The sequence below is a fragment of the Nocardioides sp. genome (genome assembly GCF_036503465.1).
Classification (GTDB): Bacteria; Actinomycetota; Actinomycetes; order Propionibacteriales; family Nocardioidaceae; genus Nocardioides.
On sequence record NZ_DASXWU010000014.1, the window covers coordinates 20,701 to 40,493 of the forward strand.

19 protein-coding genes are annotated in these 19,793 nt (G+C 72.4%); 6 read left to right on the forward strand and 13 right to left on the reverse strand.

The window, feature by feature from the left end; all coding sequences use genetic code 11:
* Window positions 1–22: 22 nt before the first annotated feature.
* Together VGK78_RS01640 and VGK78_RS01645 are read right to left on the reverse strand one after the other, a co-directional pair.
* Window positions 23–304 (reverse strand): hypothetical protein, encoded by a 282-nt coding sequence (locus VGK78_RS01640; RefSeq protein WP_331525521.1) that lies wholly within the window; start codon window positions 302–304, stop codon window positions 23–25.
* A 55-nt stretch (window positions 305–359) separates the two neighbouring features.
* On the reverse strand, window positions 360–833 hold the full coding sequence (locus VGK78_RS01645) for a molybdenum cofactor biosynthesis protein MoaE (protein ID WP_331525524.1): 474 nt from the start codon (window positions 831–833) through the stop codon (window positions 360–362).
* A gap of 39 nt (window positions 834–872) precedes the next feature.
* On the opposite strand from VGK78_RS01645, the gene VGK78_RS01650 reads away from it, so the two are divergent.
* Window positions 873–2,186, forward strand: a complete 1,314-nt coding sequence (locus VGK78_RS01650; RefSeq protein WP_331525526.1) for a zinc-dependent metalloprotease — start codon at window positions 873–875, stop codon at window positions 2,184–2,186.
* Window positions 2,187–2,196: 10 nt separating this feature from the next.
* Here VGK78_RS01650 and VGK78_RS01655 read toward each other — a convergent pair whose 3' ends face one another.
* A complete protein-coding gene (locus tag VGK78_RS01655) occupies window positions 2,197–2,739 on the reverse strand; it encodes a M48 family metallopeptidase (protein ID WP_331525528.1) in 543 nt (180 codons plus the stop codon).
* Between the two features lie 111 nt (window positions 2,740–2,850).
* Entirely contained in the window at window positions 2,851–3,915 is a 1,065-nt protein-coding gene (locus VGK78_RS01660; RefSeq protein WP_331525529.1) for a PHP domain-containing protein, read from the reverse strand.
* Window positions 3,916–4,562: 647 nt separating this feature from the next.
* Between VGK78_RS01660 and VGK78_RS01665 the strand changes: the two genes are divergently transcribed.
* Both VGK78_RS01665 and VGK78_RS01670 read left to right on the forward strand, forming a co-directional pair.
* Window positions 4,563–4,721, forward strand: a complete 159-nt coding sequence (locus VGK78_RS01665) for a DUF5679 domain-containing protein (RefSeq protein WP_331500056.1) — start codon at window positions 4,563–4,565, stop codon at window positions 4,719–4,721.
* A gap of 112 nt (window positions 4,722–4,833) precedes the next feature.
* On the forward strand, window positions 4,834–5,640 hold the full coding sequence (locus VGK78_RS01670; protein ID WP_331525530.1) for a hypothetical protein: 807 nt from the start codon (window positions 4,834–4,836) through the stop codon (window positions 5,638–5,640).
* A gap of 3 nt (window positions 5,641–5,643) precedes the next feature.
* Here the strand turns inward: VGK78_RS01670 and VGK78_RS01675 are convergent, their stop codons facing one another.
* The 5 genes from VGK78_RS01675 to VGK78_RS01695 form a co-directional block, all read right to left on the reverse strand.
* Window positions 5,644–5,802 carry a hypothetical protein gene (locus VGK78_RS01675; protein WP_331525532.1) on the reverse strand — a complete coding sequence of 53 codons (159 nt, stop codon included), beginning with the start codon at window positions 5,800–5,802 and terminating at the stop codon, window positions 5,644–5,646.
* 98 nt (window positions 5,803–5,900) lie between these two features.
* A complete protein-coding gene (locus VGK78_RS01680) occupies window positions 5,901–6,101 on the reverse strand; it encodes a hypothetical protein (protein WP_331525534.1) in 201 nt (66 codons plus the stop codon).
* A gap of 72 nt (window positions 6,102–6,173) precedes the next feature.
* A complete protein-coding gene (locus VGK78_RS01685; RefSeq protein ID WP_331525535.1) occupies window positions 6,174–6,509 on the reverse strand; it encodes a WhiB family transcriptional regulator in 336 nt (111 codons plus the stop codon).
* A gap of 124 nt (window positions 6,510–6,633) precedes the next feature.
* The gene (locus tag VGK78_RS01690) at window positions 6,634–6,855 is read right to left on the reverse strand and encodes a hypothetical protein (RefSeq protein ID WP_331525536.1); all 222 of its coding nucleotides are present in this window, start codon (window positions 6,853–6,855) and stop codon (window positions 6,634–6,636) included.
* Window positions 6,856–6,992: 137 nt separating this feature from the next.
* The gene (locus VGK78_RS01695) at window positions 6,993–9,077 is read right to left on the reverse strand and encodes a UvrD-helicase domain-containing protein (protein WP_331525537.1); all 2,085 of its coding nucleotides are present in this window, start codon (window positions 9,075–9,077) and stop codon (window positions 6,993–6,995) included.
* A gap of 72 nt (window positions 9,078–9,149) precedes the next feature.
* On the opposite strand from VGK78_RS01695, the gene VGK78_RS01700 reads away from it, so the two are divergent.
* Window positions 9,150–9,413 carry a mycoredoxin gene (locus VGK78_RS01700; RefSeq protein ID WP_331525538.1) on the forward strand — a complete coding sequence of 88 codons (264 nt, stop codon included), beginning with the start codon at window positions 9,150–9,152 and terminating at the stop codon, window positions 9,411–9,413.
* Between the two features lie 11 nt (window positions 9,414–9,424).
* Here VGK78_RS01700 and nudC read toward each other — a convergent pair whose 3' ends face one another.
* Complete coding sequence (gene nudC, locus VGK78_RS01705) at window positions 9,425–10,342, reverse strand: NAD(+) diphosphatase (protein ID WP_331525539.1); 918 nt, start codon at window positions 10,340–10,342, stop codon at window positions 9,425–9,427.
* 93 nt (window positions 10,343–10,435) lie between these two features.
* Window positions 10,436–11,290 (reverse strand): hypothetical protein, encoded by an 855-nt coding sequence (locus VGK78_RS01710; RefSeq protein WP_331525540.1) that lies wholly within the window; start codon window positions 11,288–11,290, stop codon window positions 10,436–10,438.
* A gap of 173 nt (window positions 11,291–11,463) precedes the next feature.
* Here VGK78_RS01710 and VGK78_RS01715 point away from each other — a divergent pair, with 173 nt between their 5' ends.
* Both VGK78_RS01715 and deoD read left to right on the forward strand, forming a co-directional pair.
* Window positions 11,464–12,429: a glycosyltransferase family 2 protein gene (locus tag VGK78_RS01715; protein WP_331525541.1), complete on the forward strand. Its 966-nt coding sequence runs from the start codon at window positions 11,464–11,466 to the stop codon at window positions 12,427–12,429.
* An 8-nt stretch (window positions 12,430–12,437) separates the two neighbouring features.
* Window positions 12,438–13,133, forward strand: a complete 696-nt coding sequence (deoD, locus tag VGK78_RS01720) for a purine-nucleoside phosphorylase (RefSeq protein WP_331525565.1) — start codon at window positions 12,438–12,440, stop codon at window positions 13,131–13,133.
* A gap of 86 nt (window positions 13,134–13,219) precedes the next feature.
* Here deoD and VGK78_RS01725 read toward each other — a convergent pair whose 3' ends face one another.
* Both VGK78_RS01725 and VGK78_RS01730 read right to left on the reverse strand, forming a co-directional pair.
* On the reverse strand, window positions 13,220–16,423 hold the full coding sequence (locus VGK78_RS01725) for an ATP-dependent DNA helicase (protein WP_331525542.1): 3,204 nt from the start codon (window positions 16,421–16,423) through the stop codon (window positions 13,220–13,222).
* Between the two features lie 70 nt (window positions 16,424–16,493).
* Entirely contained in the window at window positions 16,494–19,787 is a 3,294-nt protein-coding gene (locus VGK78_RS01730; protein WP_331525544.1) for an ATP-dependent DNA helicase, read from the reverse strand.
* Window positions 19,788–19,793: the final 6 nt, after the last annotated feature.

A 19,793-nucleotide genomic window follows, 5' to 3' on the forward strand; every position in this document is an offset into this window, starting at 1 on the left:
CAAGCCTCTCACCCGGCGGAAGTCAGGACGCGTGACGGGTGGCGGCGTCGCGGGCCGATCGGCGAGCGGCCGCGCGGCTGGACGGCCGGACCGCCACGCCGGTGCTGCGCTCGCCCGATCGCGACGTCCGCGGCGGTACGGCGCGAGGCACGACGCGGGTGGGCCTGGACATCGCCGCATCGAGCCGGCGTACGGCGACCTCGCGGTCGACCTCTCCCCGCCCCTCGCGGCCCAGCCACGAGACCCAGAGCATCGCCAGCACCGTCGCCACGGCCGGCGGCGCCAGCCACCACAGGATCTCCACCCGCCCAGGGTAAGGATCGCGTGCGCGGCCGCCCGCGAGGCGCGCCCGAGGGCGGTCAGGGCGTGCCGACCCACTCCTCGGTGCCGTCGGCGAAGCTCTGGTGCTTCCAGATCGGCACCTCGGCCTTGAGGGTGTCGATCAGGTCCCGCGAGGCGTCGAACGCCGTGCCCCGATGCGCCGAGGTGGTCGCGACGACCACCGCGATGTCGCCGATCGCGAGCCGTCCGACCCGGTGGACCGCGGCGACCGCGTTGACGTCGTACCGCTCGGCGACGTCGGTGCAGACGCGGCGCAGCGCGTCGAGGGCGGTGGGGTGGGCGGAGTACTCCAGACCGCGCACGTCGCGCCCGTGGTCGTGGTCGCGGACGCGCCCGACGAAGAGGGTGAGACCACCGGACGTCGCATCGTCCAGCGCCGCGACCACCTCGGCCACATCCAGCGCCGTCTCGCGCAGGTCGACGAGCCGCACGCGGTCGGCGGATGCGCTCGGATCCGGCCCGGTAGGGGCGCTGGAAGGGGAGGTCGCCACGAGAGAAACCCTAACCGCCGACCGCGTACCGTTGGCACCATGACCGAGCAACCGCCGCCCGACGACCAGAACCCGTTCCGGGGTACGCCGTTCGAGCAGTTCTTCGCCGGCGGTGCACCGGACCTCGGCCAGCTGTTCAGCCAGATCCAGTCGATGATGCAGCCCTACGACGGCCCCCTGAACTGGGACCTGGCCGTCGACACCGCCCGCAAGACCGTCGCGCAGCAGACCGACCCGACCCCGTCGCAGAAGCAGCGCGACGAGATCGCGGATGCGGTCCGGCTGGCCGACCACTGGCTCGACGAGACCACGAACTTCCCCTCCGGCGTCACCTCGACCGCGGCATGGAGCCGGGCCGAGTGGGTCGTCGGCACGACCGACGTGTGGAAGGTGCTGGTCGAGCCGATCGCGGCCTCGTCCGTCGGCGCCCTCGGCAACGCGCTGCCCGCCGAGGCGGCCAGCATGGGTGGCCCGATCCTGGCCATGCTCGGCAAGGCGGTCGGCGCCATGCTCGCGACCCAGGTGGGATCAGGTCTCGGCGCGATGGCCGGCGAGGTCGTGTCGGCCTCCGACATCGGCGTACCGCTGGGCGCTCCGGGCAAGGCGGCGCTGGTCCCGGCCAACGTCGCCCGGTTCGCCGAGGGTCTCGACGTACCGGAGAGCGACGTCCTACTCTACCTCGCGCTGCGCGAGGCGGCCCACCAGCGGCTGTTCGCCGGCGTGCCGTGGCTGCGCGACCACGTCATCGGCGCGGTCACCGACTACGCCCAGGGCATCGAGATCAACACCGACCGCATCCAGCAGACCATGGAGGAGCGCCTGCGCGGCGTCGACCCGAGCAACCTGCAGAACATGCAGGAGCTGATGGAGGGCGGGCTGTTCGACATCCCGAGCTCGCCGCAGCAGGACGCCGCCGTGAAGCGGCTCGAGATCGCGCTCGCCCTCGTCGAGGGCTGGGTCGACGAAGTCGTCAGCCAGGCCACGGCGGAGCGGATGCCGAACGCCGGCAAGCTCCAGGAGGCGGTACGCCGTCGCCGCGCGGCGGGCGGGCCGGCCGAAGAGACCTTCGCCTCGCTGGTCGGGCTCGAGCTGCGGCCGCGCAGGCTGCGCGACGCCTCGACCCTGTGGGGCTCGCTGCGCACCCGCCAGGGCGTCGAGGCCCGCGACGGCGTCTGGATGAGTCCCCACCTGCTGCCCACCGACGCCGACCTGGACGACCCCCTGGGGTTCCGCGAGGGCTCCGAGGCTCCCGACGAGCTCAGCGCCGACGACTTCGACGCCCAGCTGCGACACCTGCTCGACAGCGGCCTCGACGACTCCGGCGGCGCGGACGACACGCCTCGCCAGGAGTGAGCGCCGAACGTCAGACCGCGGGGACAGCCGAGCTCTCGAGCCTGGCCCCGGCTGAGTAGCCGTCGAGCCAGGCCTTGGCCCGCTCACAGTCGGGATAGCGCGTGACCCACGCCCAGAAACGGTCGTTGTGGCCGGCCTCGATCAGGTGGGCCAGCTCGTGCACGAGCACGTAGTCGACCACCCAGGCGGGCATCTCCTGGAGCCGTTGCGACAGCCGGATCGACCGGTCAAGCGGTGTGCAGGAACCCCAGCGGCTGCGCTGGTTGTCGACCCAGCGCACAGTCGCGGGCACCGCGCGACCCTCGAGCCAGGTGCGGCTGAGCGTGCGGGCGCGCTCCATCAGGTCGTCGTTGCTGGGGCGCCGCCGCGCCTCCGCCTTCTCCACCCGCGCGACCATGGTCTCCACCCATTCCGCCTCCTGGCGACGGCTCAGGCTGGCCGGGATGAGCACCACGATGCGATCGCCCTCGCGGTACGCCGAGACGGTGCGGCGGCGCCGCTTCGACCGGCGTACCTCCACGTCCGGGCGGCTCGTTCCGGGCGTGGTTGTCATGGCGAAAACGGTAACGGCCCCCGCCGACACCACGGCGTAGGCAGGCCGTGGCGGATAGTACGGATCACGCCGCACGCGACACGCCGGGCCAGGGGAGCGTGGCGATCCGTACTATCGCTTCCTGGCCCAGGCGAGAAGGCGGTCGCGGGGCCAGGTGTTGACGATCCGATCGGGGTCGATGCCCGCCGCCTCGGCGCGCTCGCAGCCGTAGTCGAGGAAGTCCAGCTGCCCGGGGGCGTGGCTGTCGGAGTCGATCGAGAACAGGCAGCCGAGGTCGCGGGCGAGCTCCAGCAGCTTCGTCGGCGGGTCGCGGCGCTCCGGGCGGGAGTTGATCTCGACGGCGACGTCGTGCTCGGCGCAGGCCCCGAAGACGGCCCTCGCGTCGAACGTGCTGCCCGGCCGGACGCCGCGGTTGCCGGTGATCAGCCGCCCGGTGCAGTGGCCGAGGACGTTGGTCCTCGGGTTGCGGATCGCGGCGACCATCCTCCGGGTCATCAGGTCGGGGTCCATCTTCAGCTTGGAGTGGACGCTGGCCACGCGGACGTCCAGCCTGGCCAGCAGCTCGTCGGCCTGGTCCAAGCTGCCGTCGTCGAGGATGTCGACCTCGATGCCCTTCAGCAGCGTGAACCCGGAGCCGGCCAGGTGCTCGTCGACCGCGTCGACGACCCCGAGCTGCTTGGTCAGCCGGGCGACGCTCAGACCGTTGGCGACGGTGAGCCGCGGCGAGTGGTCTGTCAGCACCAGGTACTCGTGACCCACCTCGATCGCCGTGAACGCCATCTCCTCGATCGGCGAACCGCCGTCGGACCAGTCGGAGTGCGAGTGCAGGTCGCCGCGGAGCGCGGCGCGCAGCTCCCGTCCGCCCGGCGCGAGCGGCCCTGCGTGCTCCGCCTCGAGCCTGGCCAGCCGCTCCGGCCGCTGCCCGCGTACGGCGGACTCGATCACCGCGGCGGTGCTCGGACCGATCCCGGCCAGCTCGGTCAGGGTGCCGGCATCGACGCGCCGGGCGACCTCGTCGGCGGGCAACGGCAGGATCGTGGCCGCAGCGTTGCGGAACGCCCGCACCCGCCGCGTCTCCTCGCGGCCCCGCTCCATCAGGAACGCCACGCGGCGCAGAGCCGCCACCGGCCCGTCCTCGTAGGGGCCGTCGTACGCCGTCTTCCCACCCGCGCTCAATCCGGCTCCCTTCGCTGATCCTGAGCCCCTTGTCCCCAGGCGTGGGAATTTCCGTCCACACCCGGTGCACGACATTCTCGCTGGTCAGCCAGCACGACCGGCGGCCCGGTCGACGGGGGTCCACAGCGCCTCCCCAGCCGGTCCCCCGCGTTCGCCCGGTTCTCCACAGGCTCGGCCGACCTTGTCCACAGGCTTGTCCACAGCCGAAGGGTCGAACCCGCCCGGACGCGTTGACCCGGTCCGGCGCGCGCTCCTAGCGTGCTCCGCAGACGGGGTCCCGGGATTCCGGACGGCGTTCGCAAGGGGAAGGCAGACGGCGTTCGGTCCCCGGGTCCCCGTCTCGCCATCTCTCGGGCCACCCACGGTTCCCCCACAGGGAGGGTCTCAACGCCCGGCGAACCCCGGTCGCCGCCGCCCCTGGTCAGCGTTGAGACCCCCCTGGACCCGGGTCGCGGCCCGGATCCGGGCTGAGCGTGGCCTGAGCGTGAAATAGACGTCTTCCACGCTCACCGGTGCGCCGAATGCACGCGTGCCCCCGCGTGCCGTAGGGTCGGAACGACCGAGAGCCACGTGTGGCCCGGTCCCGGCGGGCTTCCCCTGATCCCCCGTCGCGACGACCGAAGAAGAGAACAAGCAAGGAGGCCGTCATGGCGGAGACCTGGAGCGGCGAGTTCTACTGCGTCAAGTGCAAGGCCAAGCGCGAGGCGAGTGGCGAGGTGCGCGTCAACGACAAGGGCACCCGCATGGCCAAGGCCGTGTGCCCCGTGTGCGGCACGAACCTCAACCGGATCCTCGGCAAGGCCTGAGACCCCGCACAGACCTCATCGGAGGGCGCCACCCCGGGGTGGCGCCTTCCGCATGTCCGGGTCCTGTGGAGAGGCGCCGTCGAGTCGGCCGACCCTGTGACACCGTCGGTCGATGACACGACAGGCACGACCACCACGAGCGTCACGACCGGAGACCTGGGCGGACCTCAACCGACCCGTGCTCCGCGACGGGCTCCGCGTCGTACGCCGGGACGACCGGCACCTCCAGGTCGGGCTGGATCCGCCCGACCGGCTCGTCCTGGCCGACCGACCCGGACTCCTCGAGGCACTCACCCATCTCGACCGTCCGCCCCCCGACGCGCTGCGCGACCTGGTCGACGACCTGGTCACCGAGGGCTGGGTGATCGACGCCGCCGCCAGCAGCCGCCGGCGGGAGGCGGCCCGCTCCCGGCCGCCGGTGACGCTGACCGTCGACGCCGCGGTCGAGGCGCACGTGGTCCGGGCCTGCGCCGCGGCGGGACTGTCACGGTCCGTGGACTCCCCCACCCGGCTGGTCGCGACCGTCGGCGAGCCGCACCGCTCCCTCTCGGACGCGATGGTCCGCGACGACCTCTGCCACCTGTGGCTCGCGATCCTGCCCGGCTCGGTCAGGATCGGGCCGTTCGTGGAGCCCGGGCGCAGCGCGTGCCTCCGCTGCGTCGACGCCCACCTCGGCGACCGCGACCCGCGTCGCGCCACCGTGCTCCACCAGCTCGACGAGCTTCCGGCCGCACCGGCGACCGACCCCGACCCGTGCCTCGTGCAGATCGGGGCCGCATGGGCGGTCCGGGACGTCGTACGCCGGCTCGACGGCGGGACACCCGGTCTCCGGTCGGCCACGCTGACGGTGACCGCGGACCTCGAGGTCAGCCGGCGCGACTGGCTGCGCCATCCGCACTGCGGCTGCGCGTGGGGTTGAGCCTCACCACCACTCCGCGTCGAGCTTGCTCTCGATCGCGCGGAGGTGCTCGCGCGAGCACGTGTCGCAGTAGGTCTTCCGGCGACCGTTCTCCACCGACGTCACCCAGGTCATCGCCTCGGCGTCGTCGGCCTGCTTCCCACAGAAGTCGCAGGTCTTCACCTGAGCAAGGCTAGCCCGGCCCGGGCGTGCGAAGGCCCGGTACGACGTGGTCGTACCGGGCCTTCGGAACACTCGCGATCAGGTCGAGGCGGTGCCCCTCAGATGGCGCGGGCCAGGGCCAGACGCGCCTGCCGCGCGGCCTGCTCGGCCTTGCGGCTCAACCGCCGGGCCGCCGCCTGCTGGCGGCCACGACGCAGCTGTTGCGCCTCTCCCAGGCGCGCGGCCATCTGTGCGCGCGCGAGGTCTTCGTGAAGAAGTTGATTCATCATGATCTTGTTTCCGTTCTGGTGAGTGATCAAGGAAGTGCTTTCAGGTGGTGGATGGGTAGACAGTGGCCGTCGTCCGAGGCCGGTCGCCCGCCGATCTGCCGATCAGGCGGCCTGCTCGTTCTTGCGCGGGCGCCCGCGCGGACGCTTGCGGGGGATCACCACTCCTTGGAGGAACAGCTCTCCGCCCCAGACGCCCCAGGGCTCGCGCCGCTCCAGTGCTCCGGAGAGGCAGAGGTCCCGCACCGGGCAGTCCTGGCACAGCGCCTTGGCGTACTCGACGTCGGCCGGTGACTCGGCGAACCACAGGTCCGAGTCGTTGACTCGGCAGGGCAGCAGCTCGTCGGGCACCGTCTCGGCCGTGTCGTGGAGCTCGCCGAGCGTCGCAGGCAGCAGCGCGTCGGTGGTCCCGTCCCGGCGGTCGAGAACAGTGATGGTCATGTCTTTCACCTCCTTGTGTGACCTGATCGCTTCTGAGTGGGAAGTCTTCGGTGGAAATGACGAAGGCCGCGGATCCCATGTGACGGGTTCCGCGGCCTGGAGGCTGCCGATCTCTGCTGACTGGTCAACAGGTCGATGGTCTCCAGGCACTGGTCCCCGGGAAGTCGCCCTCGGCGGTCGCGAGACCCATGTCACCGATGTGGCGGACACGGGCGCACGTCGACACCTGAACGCCGGCGAACGCCGAAATGGCCGTGGCCTCGAGGGAGGTCTGGCCATACGCGGGCATGCCGAACGACGGCTTCTGAGCCTTCATCGTGCGGTTGATGTCGATCATGCGGGCCACCTCCTTCGGTGTTCGGGCGCCGACCCAGCCACGGGTCGTAGTGCGCAGTCGGCTACGTCGTGAGAGGAACGCTACCGGGGTGCCGTCGTAAGCGGCAAACCATTTAGTGCCTCTTTCCGAAGAAAGTTGCCAGGTCGTTACCCGGAGAGTCCCGCCAGGTCCTGGCCGACGACCTCGAGCAGCTCCTCGCCGTACCGCTCGAGCTTGGCGGGCCCCACACCACTGATGCGCAGCAGGCCGGCCGAGGACGTGGGGCGTTGCTCGGCGATCAGCTGCAGGGTCGCGTCGGTGAACACCACGAACGCCGGCACGCTCTCCTCGTCGGCGCGCGCCTTGCGCCAGGCGCGTAGTCGCTCGAACAGCTCCTCGTCGTACGACGCGGGGCAGTCGGCGCAGCGGCCCCGCTTCTTCTCCGCCGCGCTGGACAGCGGACGTCCGCACTCGCGGCAGTGAGCGGCCCGGCGCCCCTTGGGCTTGGCGCTCGCCGCCCGCGCCGACGCCGGCAGCAGCGCGTCGAGAAACCGTGACGGCTGCCGGTTGCCGCGGCCTCCGGGCGTCCGGGCGGCGGCCCAGGACAGCACGAGGTGCTCGCGGGCCCGGGTCATCCCGACGTAGAGGAGGCGACGCTCCTCCTCGATCTCGGCGTCGGTGGTGGCGTGGGTCAGCGGCATCGCGCCGTCGTGCATCCCGGCGAGGAACACCGCGTCCCACTCGAGCCCCTTCGCCGCGTGCAGGGTCGCGAGGGTGACTCCACCCGCCGCCGGGGCGTGCTGCTCGGCGGCGCGCCGGTCGAGGTCCGCCAGGAAGTCCGACGCCGTGAAGTCCGAAGGCGAGGTCTCGTCCGCCTCCTGGGCCATCGTCATCAGCGCCTGGAGCGACTCCCACCGGTCGCGGGTCTGACCGCGGGTCGTGGGCGCCTCGGCGGCCCAGCCCATGCCGGCCAAGGTGGCCCGCATCAGGTCGGGCAGCGACGAGCCGCCCTCATCGGTCCGCTCGTCGGTGCGCACGGCGGCACGCAGCAGCGTCACCGCCTGGCGCACCTCCGGCCGCTCGAAGAACCGCGCGGCGCCGCGCACGACGTAGGGCAGGCCGCGCGAGGCCAGCGCCTCCTCGAACGCCTCGGACTGGGCGTTGATGCGGAACAGCACCGCGATCTCGGACGCGGGCACGCCGTCGCGCATCAGCGCGCCGACGGCGTCGGCGACGGCATCGGCCTCGGCCACCTCGTCGGGCGCCGGCGTGTAGCGCACCGGTGGCCCCGCGGCGCGCTGGGCCCGGAGCCGCACCGGCGTCCACCCGGTGCCGGCGAGGACGGCGTTGGCGGCGTCGACCACCTCGGGCGAGGAGCGGTAGTTGCGCGAGAGCTCGACCGACGTCGTACCGGGGAACTTGCGCGGGAAGGCGCGGAGGTACGACGCGTCGGCGCCGGCGAAGGAGTAGATCGTCTGGGCCGGATCGCCCACGACACAGATCTCGTCGCGGCCGCCGAGCCACAAGTCGAGCAGCGCCGACTGGAGCGGGCTGACGTCCTGGAACTCGTCGACCACGAACCACTTGTACTGCGCCCGCACCATCGCGGCGACCCGCTCCTCCTCGGCCAGCATGCCGGCGGTGAGCAGCAGGACGTCCTCCATGTCCATGCGTGCCTGGGACCGCTTGACCTCCTCGTAGCCCGCGAAGAGCCGGCCCACGGTCTCGTGGTCGAGCCCCGCCACCGCGCGCCCGCGCCCGCCGGCTACCCGGGCGTAGTCGTCGGGGCCGACGTTGCTGACCTTGGCCCACTCGATCTCGGAGGCCAGGTCGCGCAGCAACGCCTGGTCAGTCTGCACTCTCAGCCGCCGGGCCGCGCCGACGACCAGCGGGATCTTCGACTCGGTCAGGGTCGGCAGCTCACCACCGTACGTCGTCGGCCAGAACCACCGCAGCTGCCGCAGCGCGGCACTGTGGAACGTGCGCGCCTGCACGCCCGGCGCGCCGAGCCGGTGCAGCCGGCCGCGCATCTCGCCGGCCGCGCGGGTCGTGAAGGCGACCGCGAGCACCTCGGTCGGGACGTAGATGCCCTGCGCGACGCCGTGCGCGATGCGGTGGGTGATCGCCCGCGTCTTGCCGGTGCCGGCGCCGGCCAGCACCCGCACCGGCCCGCGCAGCGCCTCTGCGACCTCGCGCTGCTCCGGGTCGAGCGCGCCCAGCAGGTCACGGGGCGGGTGGGGGCTGTCGGTCACGCGGGGAACAACTCCTGCAGGAGAATGGTTGAAGATGACATCACACTAGACGCGAGAAGGGACAGCCCTGAGATGACCGCCGCGGTGGCCAGTTCGGTGACGATGTACTCCACCCCGTGGTGTGGCTACTGCCACCGCCTGAAGGGCCAGATGGACCGCGAGGGCATCGCCTACGACGTCGTCGACATCGAGCAGCACCCCGAGGCGGCGGCGTTCGTCGAGAGCGTGAACAACGGCAACCAGACCGTCCCCACGCTGGTGTACCCGGACGGTTCCGCGCAGACCAACCCGTCGGTGATGCAGGTCAAGGAGAAGCTGGCGGCGCTCGCCTCCTGATCGCCGGCTCGTCACCACGAGCCGGGCAACGGGCCGCCGTACCAGTCCTCGACCAGCGACCGGCTGATCGAGACGCCTCCCGGGAGCACGAGCGTCCCCGCTGCCGTCTCCTCGCGCATCGCGGCGCGGGTGAACCACCGGGCGTCCTGCATCTCGACCCCGTCCACGTGGATGTCGCGCGACTCCGCACGACCGCGGAAGCCGAGCATCAGGCTCGACGGCAGGGGCCAGGGCTGGTTGCCGAAGTAGGTCACCTCGCCCACGACGATCCCCGTCTCCTCGGCGACCTCGCGGCGTACGGCGTCCTCCAGCGTCTCCCCCGGCTCGAGGAACCCCGCGAGGGTCGAGTAGCGGCCGGTTGCCCAGACGTCCTGTCGGCCGAGGAGCAGCTCCTCGTCAGGCGATCCCGGCTCACCGTGCGTGATCGCCATGATCACTGCGGGGTCGGTGCGCGGGAACTGACGGCGATGACACTCGGCGCACTCCAGCTCGTGCCCGGCGAGCCGCGGCTCCAACGGTCCACCGCAGCGCGGGCAGAACCGCGTGGCGAACAGCCACTCCGCGAGCCCGATCGCGTGGAAGACGAGCGGCGCCTGCTCGACCCCGGCTCCGGCCAGGTGTGGCAGCAGGTCGCGGATGCCCACCCACCCCTCCCCCTCGGCGTACGACGAGTCGACGACGTGGGCGAACCACACCCGGCCGTCCCGCTCGCCCAGCAGGACCCGCGTGCCCGCGCCGGCGGACTCGGGGATCTCCTCGCTCGCGATCCACGGGACGGACCCGTCGACCGGCCTCACCCGGCTGCCCGCGACCACCAGCACCCGGGTCTCCGGAGCCGCCCACGCCTCGTCCAGCCAGGCCTCGTCGGCCCGGTGCTCGCCGACCCTGTCGTGGGGATCGGCCGCCAGCTCCAGGTGCGGGAAGTTCACCCGGCCGAGGCTAGTAGGTCCGTACCGCAGCCACGACGCGAGCGACCGGGCCGGGGTTGCCCCGGCCCGGTCGTCTGTATCAGTGCTCGGCCGTCAGTGCAGGTTGACCATGTCGATCATGCCCATGGCCACGTGCGGCATCCCCGAGAACCGGTCCGGCCAGAAGCAGAACAGCGCGTACCGGCCCGACGGCAGGTCGAGGTGCCAGGCTGCCCTCCTGTTCGGCGAGATCACGCCGAGACTGGTGCTCCCCCGGAGCGCCCACGTCGGCCTGCCCTGGCCGCCCGTCTTGAAGAACTTGACCACCTGGTGCCGGGTGGTGCCCGCCTTCACGTGCTGGAGGACGATGAAGTGCGGCTGGTCGGCGCGGTTCCTCGTCATGACCCATCCGTTCGCCCGGATGGTGCCGTCGGTGCGGAAGCCGTAGCTGAAGGTCGAGATCGTCCCCTGGGTCGCGACCCGCTGGCGTGGAACCACCTTGCCCTTCACCGTCAGCACGGAGAAGATCGGAGCCTGCTGGTTCTGGTCGATGAACACGTAGCTGCCCTTGGTCAGCTTCTCCTGGAACCAGCCCGGCTTGTTCGCCCGTGCCTCCGCCCCCGCGAGCCAGTCGACGTTGTCATCGAGACGGGCGATCGCGGCGGTGTCACCCGAGAACGCCGGGCCGAAGTCGGCGCTGAGGTCCTGCAGGGTGTAGCCGGGATGGAGGTGGAACACCTGGAGGACCGCGGACCCCTTGGTCTTCTTGTCGACGGCCTTGAAGGTGACCAGCCCTGCGCGGATCGAGCTCGTGCTGAGCTTGATCGCTTTGTCGGTCACCTTCGCCTTGATGATCGGTGCAGCAGCGCGGGCCACGGGTTGCGCCGCGTCGGCGGTCGATGCGACGAGCTGTGTGCTCATCAGGGCAAGCCCCAGGGAGGCCCCCGCGGCGATCAGGCGATGTCTCATGTGTGAGTCCTCTCGGTGGAGCTGTCAACGAACCGCACCCGGTGTGACCCGGATGCTCGCCCATGGTGCGCTGCGCCCGGCCTCCTCGGAGTCCGCCGGAAGGATGATCCTGGTCCGCTTGCCAGGGTCGGGCAGTATCGTCGGGCCCCCGAGCACACTTGGAGACCGGACCGATGACCGCCGCCCGCCGCCTGCTGGCCTACGTGTTGCCGGTGCACGACGAGGCCGACGGTCTGCACGCCTTCCACGACGCGCTGGTGACCGCGACGAACAAGCGCCCCGATCTCGACTTCGAGTTCGTCTACGTCGACGACGGCAGCCGCGACGGCTCGCTCGACCTGCTCCTGGACCTGCGAGCCGCCGACGAGCGGGTCACCGTCATCTCGCTGGCCCGCAACTTCGGGCACCAGATCGCGGTCACGGCCGGACTGGACGCGGCCGCCGGACGCGACGCCGTGATCATCATGGACACCGACCTCCAGGACCCACCCGAGGTCAGCCTGCGGCTGATCGAGACCTGGGAGTCCGGCGCCGACGTCGCCTACGCCCAGCGCCGGACCCGGCGCGACTCGCCGTTCAAGCGTGGGACGGCCTTCGGGTTCTACTGGCTGCTCACCCGGCTCGCCTCGGTGGACATCCCACGCAACGTCGGCGACTTCCGGCTGATGGACCGCAGCGTCGTCGCGGAGGTGATCCGCTACCGCGAGCACGACCGCTTCCTGCGCGGGATCGTGGCACACGTCGGCTTCCGGCAGGAGGCGGTGCCGTTCGACCGCGATCCGCGCCACGCCGGCTCGTCGTCGTACCCCTTGCGCACGATGCTGAAGCTCGCCGCCGACGGGATCCTCGGCTTCTCGACGTTCCCGCTCCGGCTGATCTCGCGGATGGGTCTGCTGATCTCGCTGCTCAGCGTGATCGGCGCGCTCTGGGTGGTCTGGGTGCGGATCTTCATGCCCGAGAGAACCGTGCCCGGCTGGGCGTTCATCACGGTCGGGATGTTCCTGCTCGGCGGCATCCAGCTGCTGATGATGGGCGTGATCGGCAGCTACCTGGGGCGGGTGTACGTCGAGACCCAGGACCGCCCGCTGTACTCGCTGGCGATGGTCGCCCGCGGACGGAACGAGGAGAACCCGTCCTGAGCACTCACATCGGAGCCGCCGCAGGAGACATCGCCCCGGTCGTGCTGATGCCGGGAGACCCGCTACGGGCGACCTGGATCGCCGAGACGTTCCTCGACGACGCGCACTGCTACACCGAGGTGCGCGGCATGTACGGCTTCACCGGCACCTGGCGCGGGCAGCGGGTCTCGGTCCAGGGCTCCGGCATGGGGCAGCCCTCGCTCGCGATCTACGTCCACGAGCTGTTCACGTCGTACGACGTGCAGACGGTGGTGCGGGTCGGCTCGTGCGGTGCGCTCACCGAGATGCTCGCGATCCGCGACGTGGTGATCGCCTCCGGCGCCTGCACGGACTCCTCGATGAACCGGATCACGTTCGAGGGGCACGACTACGCCCCCGTCGCCGACTTCGGTCTGCTCCGGGGCGCCGTCGAGGCGGCCGAGGCACGCGGCACCGACGCACACGTCGGGCTGCTGTTCTCCAGCGACTCGTTCTACGCCTCCCGGCCGGAGCTCACGAGGCGGATGGTCGACTACGGCGTGCTCGCCGTCGAGATGGAGGCCAGCGCGCTCTACACGCTCGCGGCCAAGCACGGCCGGAGGGCGCTGGCGATCTGTACTGTGTCGGACCACATCGTCACCGGCGAGCAGACGAGCGCCTCCGAGCGGGAGAAGACGTTCGGGGAGATGGTCGAGATCGCGCTGACGGCTGCGCTGGGAGCCTGATCCGACGGGCCCGGCGTGGCCGTTCGGGCTGGCGGGCCCCAGGCCGGCTCGCGCTGCCGGCTCGCCGGGGATCCCTCCGGTGCGCCTCACACCACGGGGCGGAGGCTGACCAGCTGCTCCAGGGCGGACCGGTCGGGCAGGTCGGGCGGCTCGACGAGGTGCCCGCTACGGACGTAGTGGAACGCCGCCCGAACCCGCTCGAGCGAGACGCCGGCGAGGTCGGCCCAGGCGACACGGTAGATCGCCAGCTGGAGCGGGTCGGCGGTCTCGGTGCGGGAGGTCTTCCAGTCGACCACGAGCCAGGAGCCGTCGTCCTCGCGGTAGACCGCGTCGATCCGCCCGCGGACGACCTGGCCGGCGAGCACCAGGGCGAACGGCGCCTCGGTCCGATACGGCCGGCGGTGGCCGAAGGGTCCCTGCTCGAACGCTTCCATCAGCGCACGCAGGTCGGCATAGTCGTCGATCCGGTCGTCCAGCTCGGCGTCGGCGCGGCCGGGCAGCTCATCCGGGTCGATCAGGTCGGGCTGCCCGAGCCGCGACTCCACCCACTCGTGGAACCGGGTGCCGAGCCGGGCCGACGGCGCGGGCCGGCGCGGCATGGGTCTCGCCAGCTCGGCCGCGAAGCTGTCGGGGTCGTCACGCAGCCGCGCCAGCGCGGTGGCGGACAGACTGGCCGGGAGAGGGACGTCGACCACCGGTGCCTGCTCGCGCCGGGCCTCGGCCAGGAGCCGCTCGAGTGTCTCGTCCCAGTCGGCCACCACGGCGGCATGCACGAGGTCGGGCTCCGGCGCCTCGGCGCCGTCGGTCTCCAGGTGTGCCAGCACGCGCTCGGCGGCGTCGAGCCGTCGCAGCGCCTCGGCGGTCTGCTCGGTGACCGGCCACGCCGTCTCGCGGACCGTCGCGGACAACGGATTGGGCGTGCCTCTCGCCGGCTTGTCGCGCCAGGCGAGCGGCTCCTCGCCCCACTCGCCCAGCAGGTCGCGGACCATCATCTGGTACGGCGACGGGCCGAGCGGGGTCTTCCGGTCGTCCTTCCAGAGGTACGACGACACCACCAGCGCGTGCCGGGCCCGGGTGAACGCGACGTACCCGAGCCGGAGCTCCTCGGTCGCCTCGTGCTGCTTGGTGCGCTCACGGAAGGTCTTCATCGCCGCGGCGTCGTGACCGGGCAGAGCCGGCAGGTCTCGCTCGTCGCCGCGTAAGGGAGTCGGCAGGAACTCCTGACGGGTCGGCCAGATGCCCCGGCTCGTGGTGTGGGGGAACCGGCTCTCACAGGCGCCGACTACGAACACCGAGTCCCACTCGAGCCCCTTGGCGCGGTGGACCGTCAGCAGCTTCACCGAGTCGGCCGGCGTCGGCGTGGCGACGTCGAGGCCCTCGCCGTCCAGCTCGGCGTCGAGCCACGCAAGAAGGGCGGGCAGGGTCACCGCGCCGTCGACCGCCTGGAACTCGGCCACCGCCTTCACGAACAGGTCGAGGTTCTCACGCCGGGCGCGGGCGGCGTCGCTGACCGACGATGCGAGTTCGACGTCGATGCCGCAGGTGTCGATGATCCGCCGCACGAGCTCGAGCAGCGACTCCGAGGCGTGCGCCCGGAGCGACCGCAGCTCCGCCGACAGCAGGGCGAAACGCTCGCGACCCGCCTCCGAGTAGGGCAGGTCGCCCGGGTCGTCGAGTGCGTCGGTCAGCGAGACGACCTCGGTCGGGTCGGCTCCGGCCACGGCGTGGGCCAGCTCCTCCTCGATCGTGCCGGATGTGCCCCGGCCGGACTGCGCGTCCGCGAGCTCGCGCGCGCGGCGGCCGAGCAGCGCCAGGTCACGCGGGCCGACCGCCCAGCGCGGACCGGTCAGCAGGGCCAGCAGCTCGCTGTTGGCGCTCAGGTCGTGCACCAGCGTGAGCGTCGCCAGCACCTCGGCCACCTCGGGCAACCGGAGCAGGCCCTTGAGGCCGACGATCTCGACCGGGATCTCCCGCGAGGTGAGGGCGTCGAAGACGTCGGCGGCATGGGCGTTGTCGCGGACCAGCACCCCGATCTCGCGCCAGCCGCGGTCGGGGGCGGCGTCGTGGGCGTCGCGCACCCGCTCGGCCAGCCAGGCCAGCTCCTCGGCGTACGTCTCGTGGACGGCGACCTGCACCTCGCCCGCATCGTCGCAGCCGGGGTCGAGCGGCTGCACGGAGGCGAAACCGTCGAGCAAGGGCTGGGCCAACCGGTTGGCGAGGTCGAGGATGCGGGTGTCGGAGCGCCGGTTGACCGTCAGGGGGTACGTCGGGACGTCGGCCGAGCCGTTCGCGCTCGGGAAGTCCTCGCCGAAGCGCAGGATGTTCGAGACCGAGGCGCCGCGCCAGCCGTAGATCGCCTGGTTGGGGTCGCCGACCGCGGTGACGGCGTGCCCCCGGCCGGATCCGGCGTCGGGCCCGGAGAACAGCCGCGACAGCATCAGCGCCTGCGCGACCGAGGTGTCCTGGTACTCGTCGAGCAGGACGATGCGGTACTTCTCGCGCTCCAGAGCTCCGACCATCGGGTGCTCGGCGGCCAGGCGTGCGGCCAGCGCGATCTGGTCGGAGAAGTCCATCAACCCGAGGTCGCGCTTCTGTCGCCGGTAGTGCTCGACCAGGTCGAGCAGCTCCTCGCGCCGGGCGAACGCCTCGGCGACCTTGTCCTCGTCGCTGCCGGTCAGCTCGGCGGCGAACAGCGCCGCCTCGCGCGCGTCGAAGCCGCGCACGTCCACGACGTCGACGAGGTGCTCGGCCATCGCGCCGTCCAGGGCGAGCAGCCACTGGATGACGTGGGGCGGACTGTCCGAGAGCGCCTCCACCGGCCGGCTGTGCCGGTCGATCACCCGGCCGGCGAGCTGGTAGCGGGCGGCGTCGGCGATGACCCGCGTGTCGGGCTCGTGGCCGATCCGGAGTCCGTGCTCGGTGAGCAGCGAGGCGGCGTAGGCGTTGTACGTCGCCACCATCGGCTCGAGCACCTCCTCCTCGCCCTCCTCGCCGACGACACCCCGGGCGAACCCGGCCGACTCGAGTGCGTCGCGGATGCGGCCGCGGAGCTCGCCCGCGGCCTTGGTCGTGAAGGTCAGGCCGAGCACCTGGTCGGGCGACACCTGGCCGGTGACGACGAGGTACACCACGCGCGCGGCCATCACGGAGGTCTTGCCGGATCCGGCTCCCGCGATCACGACGGCCGGGTCGAGTGGGGCGCTGATCGCGGCCCACTGCTGGGGGCTGACCTCGTAGTCGGTGCGCATCACCGCGCGCAGGTCGGCCGGGGTGCGGATCTCCCGGCTCATCTCGGGGTCCCCGCGGCGTTGTCGGGCGGAGGAACGGGGCGGGGGAGACCGAGAACGTCGTGGGGTGAGCTCATGAGAGAACCGTCCCGGCGGTGCGTGCGGGACAGAACCGCTCGAAGGCGCAGTAGTCGCAGTGCGTGCCGGGCCGGGCCGGGAACTCCTCGGCGCGCAACCGACGGGCAGCCTCCATCAGCTGCCGGTCGATGATCCGCAGGCCGTCGGCGCCGGGCTGCTGAAGGTCCTGCTCCTGGACACGCATCGCGCCCCCGACCTCCTGACGGAGCTGCCAGAGCTCTGCACCACCGGGCTCCCCGTGACCCTCGACCGCGCCGTGCTCGACGGCCAGCTGGTAGAGCCCGAGCTGGGGGTGCTCGTCGATCTCGGCCTGGGTCGGCTTCCCCTTGCCGGTCTTCAGGTCGACGACGACGATCCGGCCCTGGGCGTCCAGCTCGAGCCGGTCGGCGTAGCCGTGCAGCAGCACGCGCTGGCCGTCGGGCAGGTCGACCTCGGCTCGCAGCGGCACCTCGGTGGCGATCAGCGCCCGGGCTGCTGCCTCGTGCTTGACCAGGAAGCGGTCGAGCGCGTGCCGGACCTCCTCGCGCTCGCGCCCACTGGACCACGGCGTCCGGAAGGGGATCTGGCCCCACACGTCGTCGACGTGCGCCATCAGCGCGTCGACCACCTCGCTGCGCGTGCGGCCGGTGACCGGTTCGTCGCCGCGACCGATCCGATCGGCCAGGGCATGGACGACGTTGCCGAAGCCCTGGGCCTGGGTGGTCGCCCGCTCAGCGCCGGCCTCACGGTTGAGGAACCACTGCGCCGGGCACAGGGTCAGGCTGGTCAGTGCGCTGGCCGAGACCACCACCGGCTCGTCGGCAGGCCGGAGCGGGCGGTCGCCCGCGCTCCAGGCACGGGTGCCCCACCAGGTCGCGGGGTCTGCGCCGGGCACCCGGACCGCACCGGCGCGGTGCTCCCGGGTCAGCCTCGCCAGCCGGGCCGCGGCGGCGTCGCGGAGCGGCTCGGGGTTGTTCGCGTCGGCGGCGGTGCGCCGGAGCTCGGCCACCAGGCCGGCCAGGGAGAGTGGCCGGCGCGGGCGCCCCGCGACGTGGGTGATCCGGTGACCGTCGTCATCGGGGTACAGCTCGGTCAGGAACCGCGACGGCTGCTCCCCCTCGTCGTCGGTCGAGGCGACCGCCGTGACGACCAGCCGTCGCCGCGCGCGGGTGCAGGCGACGTAGAAGAGGCGTCGCTCGTCGGCGAGCAGCTCGCGGGTCGTGGTCGGCGGGGCGAGCGTGCCGCCGACGCCGATCCGGTCGGCGCGCAGCAGCGTCGCGCGGCGCCGCAGGTCGGGCCAGGCGTCCTCCTGCACGTGGGCGACGACGACCAGTGGCCACTCCAGGCCCTTGGCCCGGTGGGCCGTGAGCAGGCGTACGGCGTCGTCGCGCACGCCCTGTTCGGCCAGGGTGTCGGCCGGGATCTGCTGGGCGCGCAACGTGCGCAGGAACGTCTCGGCCGACGTGTGCTCCTGCTGGTCCTCGGCGCGGGCGGCCGCGTCGAAGAGCGCGACCACCGCGTCGAGGTCGCGATGGGCCATCCGGGCCGCCACCCCCCCGCGCCGGGTCACAGCGCGGAGCCGCTCGGGCCAGGGCGTGCCGTCCCAGAGCACCCAGAGCGCCTGCTCGACGGTGGCTCCGTCGGCGAGCTCGTGGCGAACGTTGCGGAGCAGGCGGGCGAGGGCCAGGGCGCGGCGTTCGGCGTCAGTCGGGTCCCTCCGGTCGGCGAGCACGCCGGGGTCGAGAAGCGCCTCGCGGAGCAGGTCGGGCGACGAACGCGGCGTGCGGCCCTCGGCCCCGGCCTCCCGACGTTCGCGGGCGCGCAGGCCGCGGGCCAGGGTGCGTACGTCGGAGGCGTCCATGTCGGCCAGGGGCGAGGCGAGCAGGTCGGCGGCACGGGCAGGGTCGACGTACGCCGGATCGTCAGGGTCTGCGACGTCGGCGTCGACCGCGATGGCGAGGGCGTCGAGGAGGGGCGCGACCGCCGGCTCGCGGACCAGGAGCGTGTCGTCGGAGGCGACCTCGACCGGCACACCGGCGGCGAGCAGCGCCCTGCGGAGCCCGGGGATCGTCGTGCGGCCCGACCGGACCAGCACGGCCATCTCCGACCAGGCCAGACCGTCCTCGAGGTGGGCGCGGCGGAGCAGGTCGGCGAGGTGCTCGGCCTCGGCCCGGTCGGTGTCGAAGGTGAGCAGCTCGACACGCCCGTCGTCGTCCGCCTCCGAGGTCGGCCCGAGGAACCGCTCCAGCGCCTGGCGCGGTATGCCGGCGGGCACCGGCAGCCGGGCCGCCACCCGCTGTGCGGGGCGCAGGATGTGGGAGCCGAAGCGCCGCGTCGTGCCGAGCACCACCGCCTCGGCCGGACCCCCGTCGGGACGCCGGAAGGACTGCGGGAACTCGAGGATCCCCCGCACCTCGGCGCCGCGGAAGCCGTAGATCGACTGGTGGGGGTCGCCGACGACGACCAGCTCGCGGGCCGGAGCGCCCGGACCGGTCACGTGGTCGCCCGCGATCGCCCTCAGGAGGGCGACCTGGGCGGGGTCGGTGTCCTGGTACTCGTCGACGAAGACGTGTGTGTAGCGGCGCCGCAGCTCGTCGCGCACCGGCTGGTCGGGGTCCTGGAGAATCCGGACGGCGGTGGCGATCAGGCTGGCGTAGTCGAGGAAGTTCTGGTGGCCGGAGACCACGTCGTACTGCTCCATGAAGGCCGCGGCCGCGACGTACTCGGGGAGGCTCTCGCGCAGTCCGAGCTCGCGCAAGGCCTCCCAGCCGAGACCCTTCTCCTGGGCGCGGGCGAGCACCTGTGCGACCTCGGTGGCGAAGCCCCGGGTGCCGATCGCACCGGTGATCGCCTCGGGCCAGACGATCGACTCCGCCTCACGGGTCAGGATCTGCTGGAGCACGACGTCCTGCTCCGGTGCGCTGAGGAGGCGCAGCGGCTCGTCGTACAGCTCGCGCGGCGTCCACTGCCGGATCAGGCCGTAGGCGAACGAGTGGAACGTCGAGCAGGTCGACCCCGACATCGTGCGCCCGACGCGCGCGGCCACGCGGTCGCGGAGGTGCTCGGCGGCCTTGCGCGAGAAGGTCAGGCCGAGCACGGAGTCGGGGTGGACGCCGCGGTGCTCGATGCGGTCTGCGATCGCCTCGACCAGGGTGGTGGTCTTGCCGGTGCCGGGACCGGCGAGGACGAGCAGTGGCCCGGACTCGTGGTCGACGACGCGACGCTGGTCGGCGTCGAGGTCGATCGGCTTGCCGACCAGCTGGGCGTCGACGACAGCCGGCACGAGGCGGTACGTCGTGTGCTCCGGCATGGACCC

Coding starts and splice junctions, on each gene's coding strand:
- VGK78_RS01650 (WP_331525526.1), top strand. CDS start 873: ATGACCGAGCAACCGCCGCCCGACGACCAGAACCCGTTCCGGGGTACG.
- VGK78_RS01655 (WP_331525528.1), bottom strand. CDS start 2,739: ATGACAACCACGCCCGGAACGAGCCGCCCGGACGTGGAGGTACGCCGG.
- VGK78_RS01665 (WP_331500056.1), top strand. CDS start 4,563: ATGGCGGAGACCTGGAGCGGCGAGTTCTACTGCGTCAAGTGCAAGGCC.
- VGK78_RS01670 (WP_331525530.1), top strand. CDS start 4,834: ATGACACGACAGGCACGACCACCACGAGCGTCACGACCGGAGACCTGG.
- VGK78_RS01685 (WP_331525535.1), bottom strand. CDS start 6,509: ATGACCATCACTGTTCTCGACCGCCGGGACGGGACCACCGACGCGCTG.
- VGK78_RS01700 (WP_331525538.1), top strand. CDS start 9,150: ATGACCGCCGCGGTGGCCAGTTCGGTGACGATGTACTCCACCCCGTGG.
- VGK78_RS01710 (WP_331525540.1), bottom strand. CDS start 11,290: ATGAGACATCGCCTGATCGCCGCGGGGGCCTCCCTGGGGCTTGCCCTG.
- VGK78_RS01715 (WP_331525541.1), top strand. CDS start 11,464: ATGACCGCCGCCCGCCGCCTGCTGGCCTACGTGTTGCCGGTGCACGAC.
- VGK78_RS01725 (WP_331525542.1), bottom strand. CDS start 16,423: ATGAGCCGGGAGATCCGCACCCCGGCCGACCTGCGCGCGGTGATGCGC.
- VGK78_RS01730 (WP_331525544.1), bottom strand. CDS start 19,787: ATGCCGGAGCACACGACGTACCGCCTCGTGCCGGCTGTCGTCGACGCC.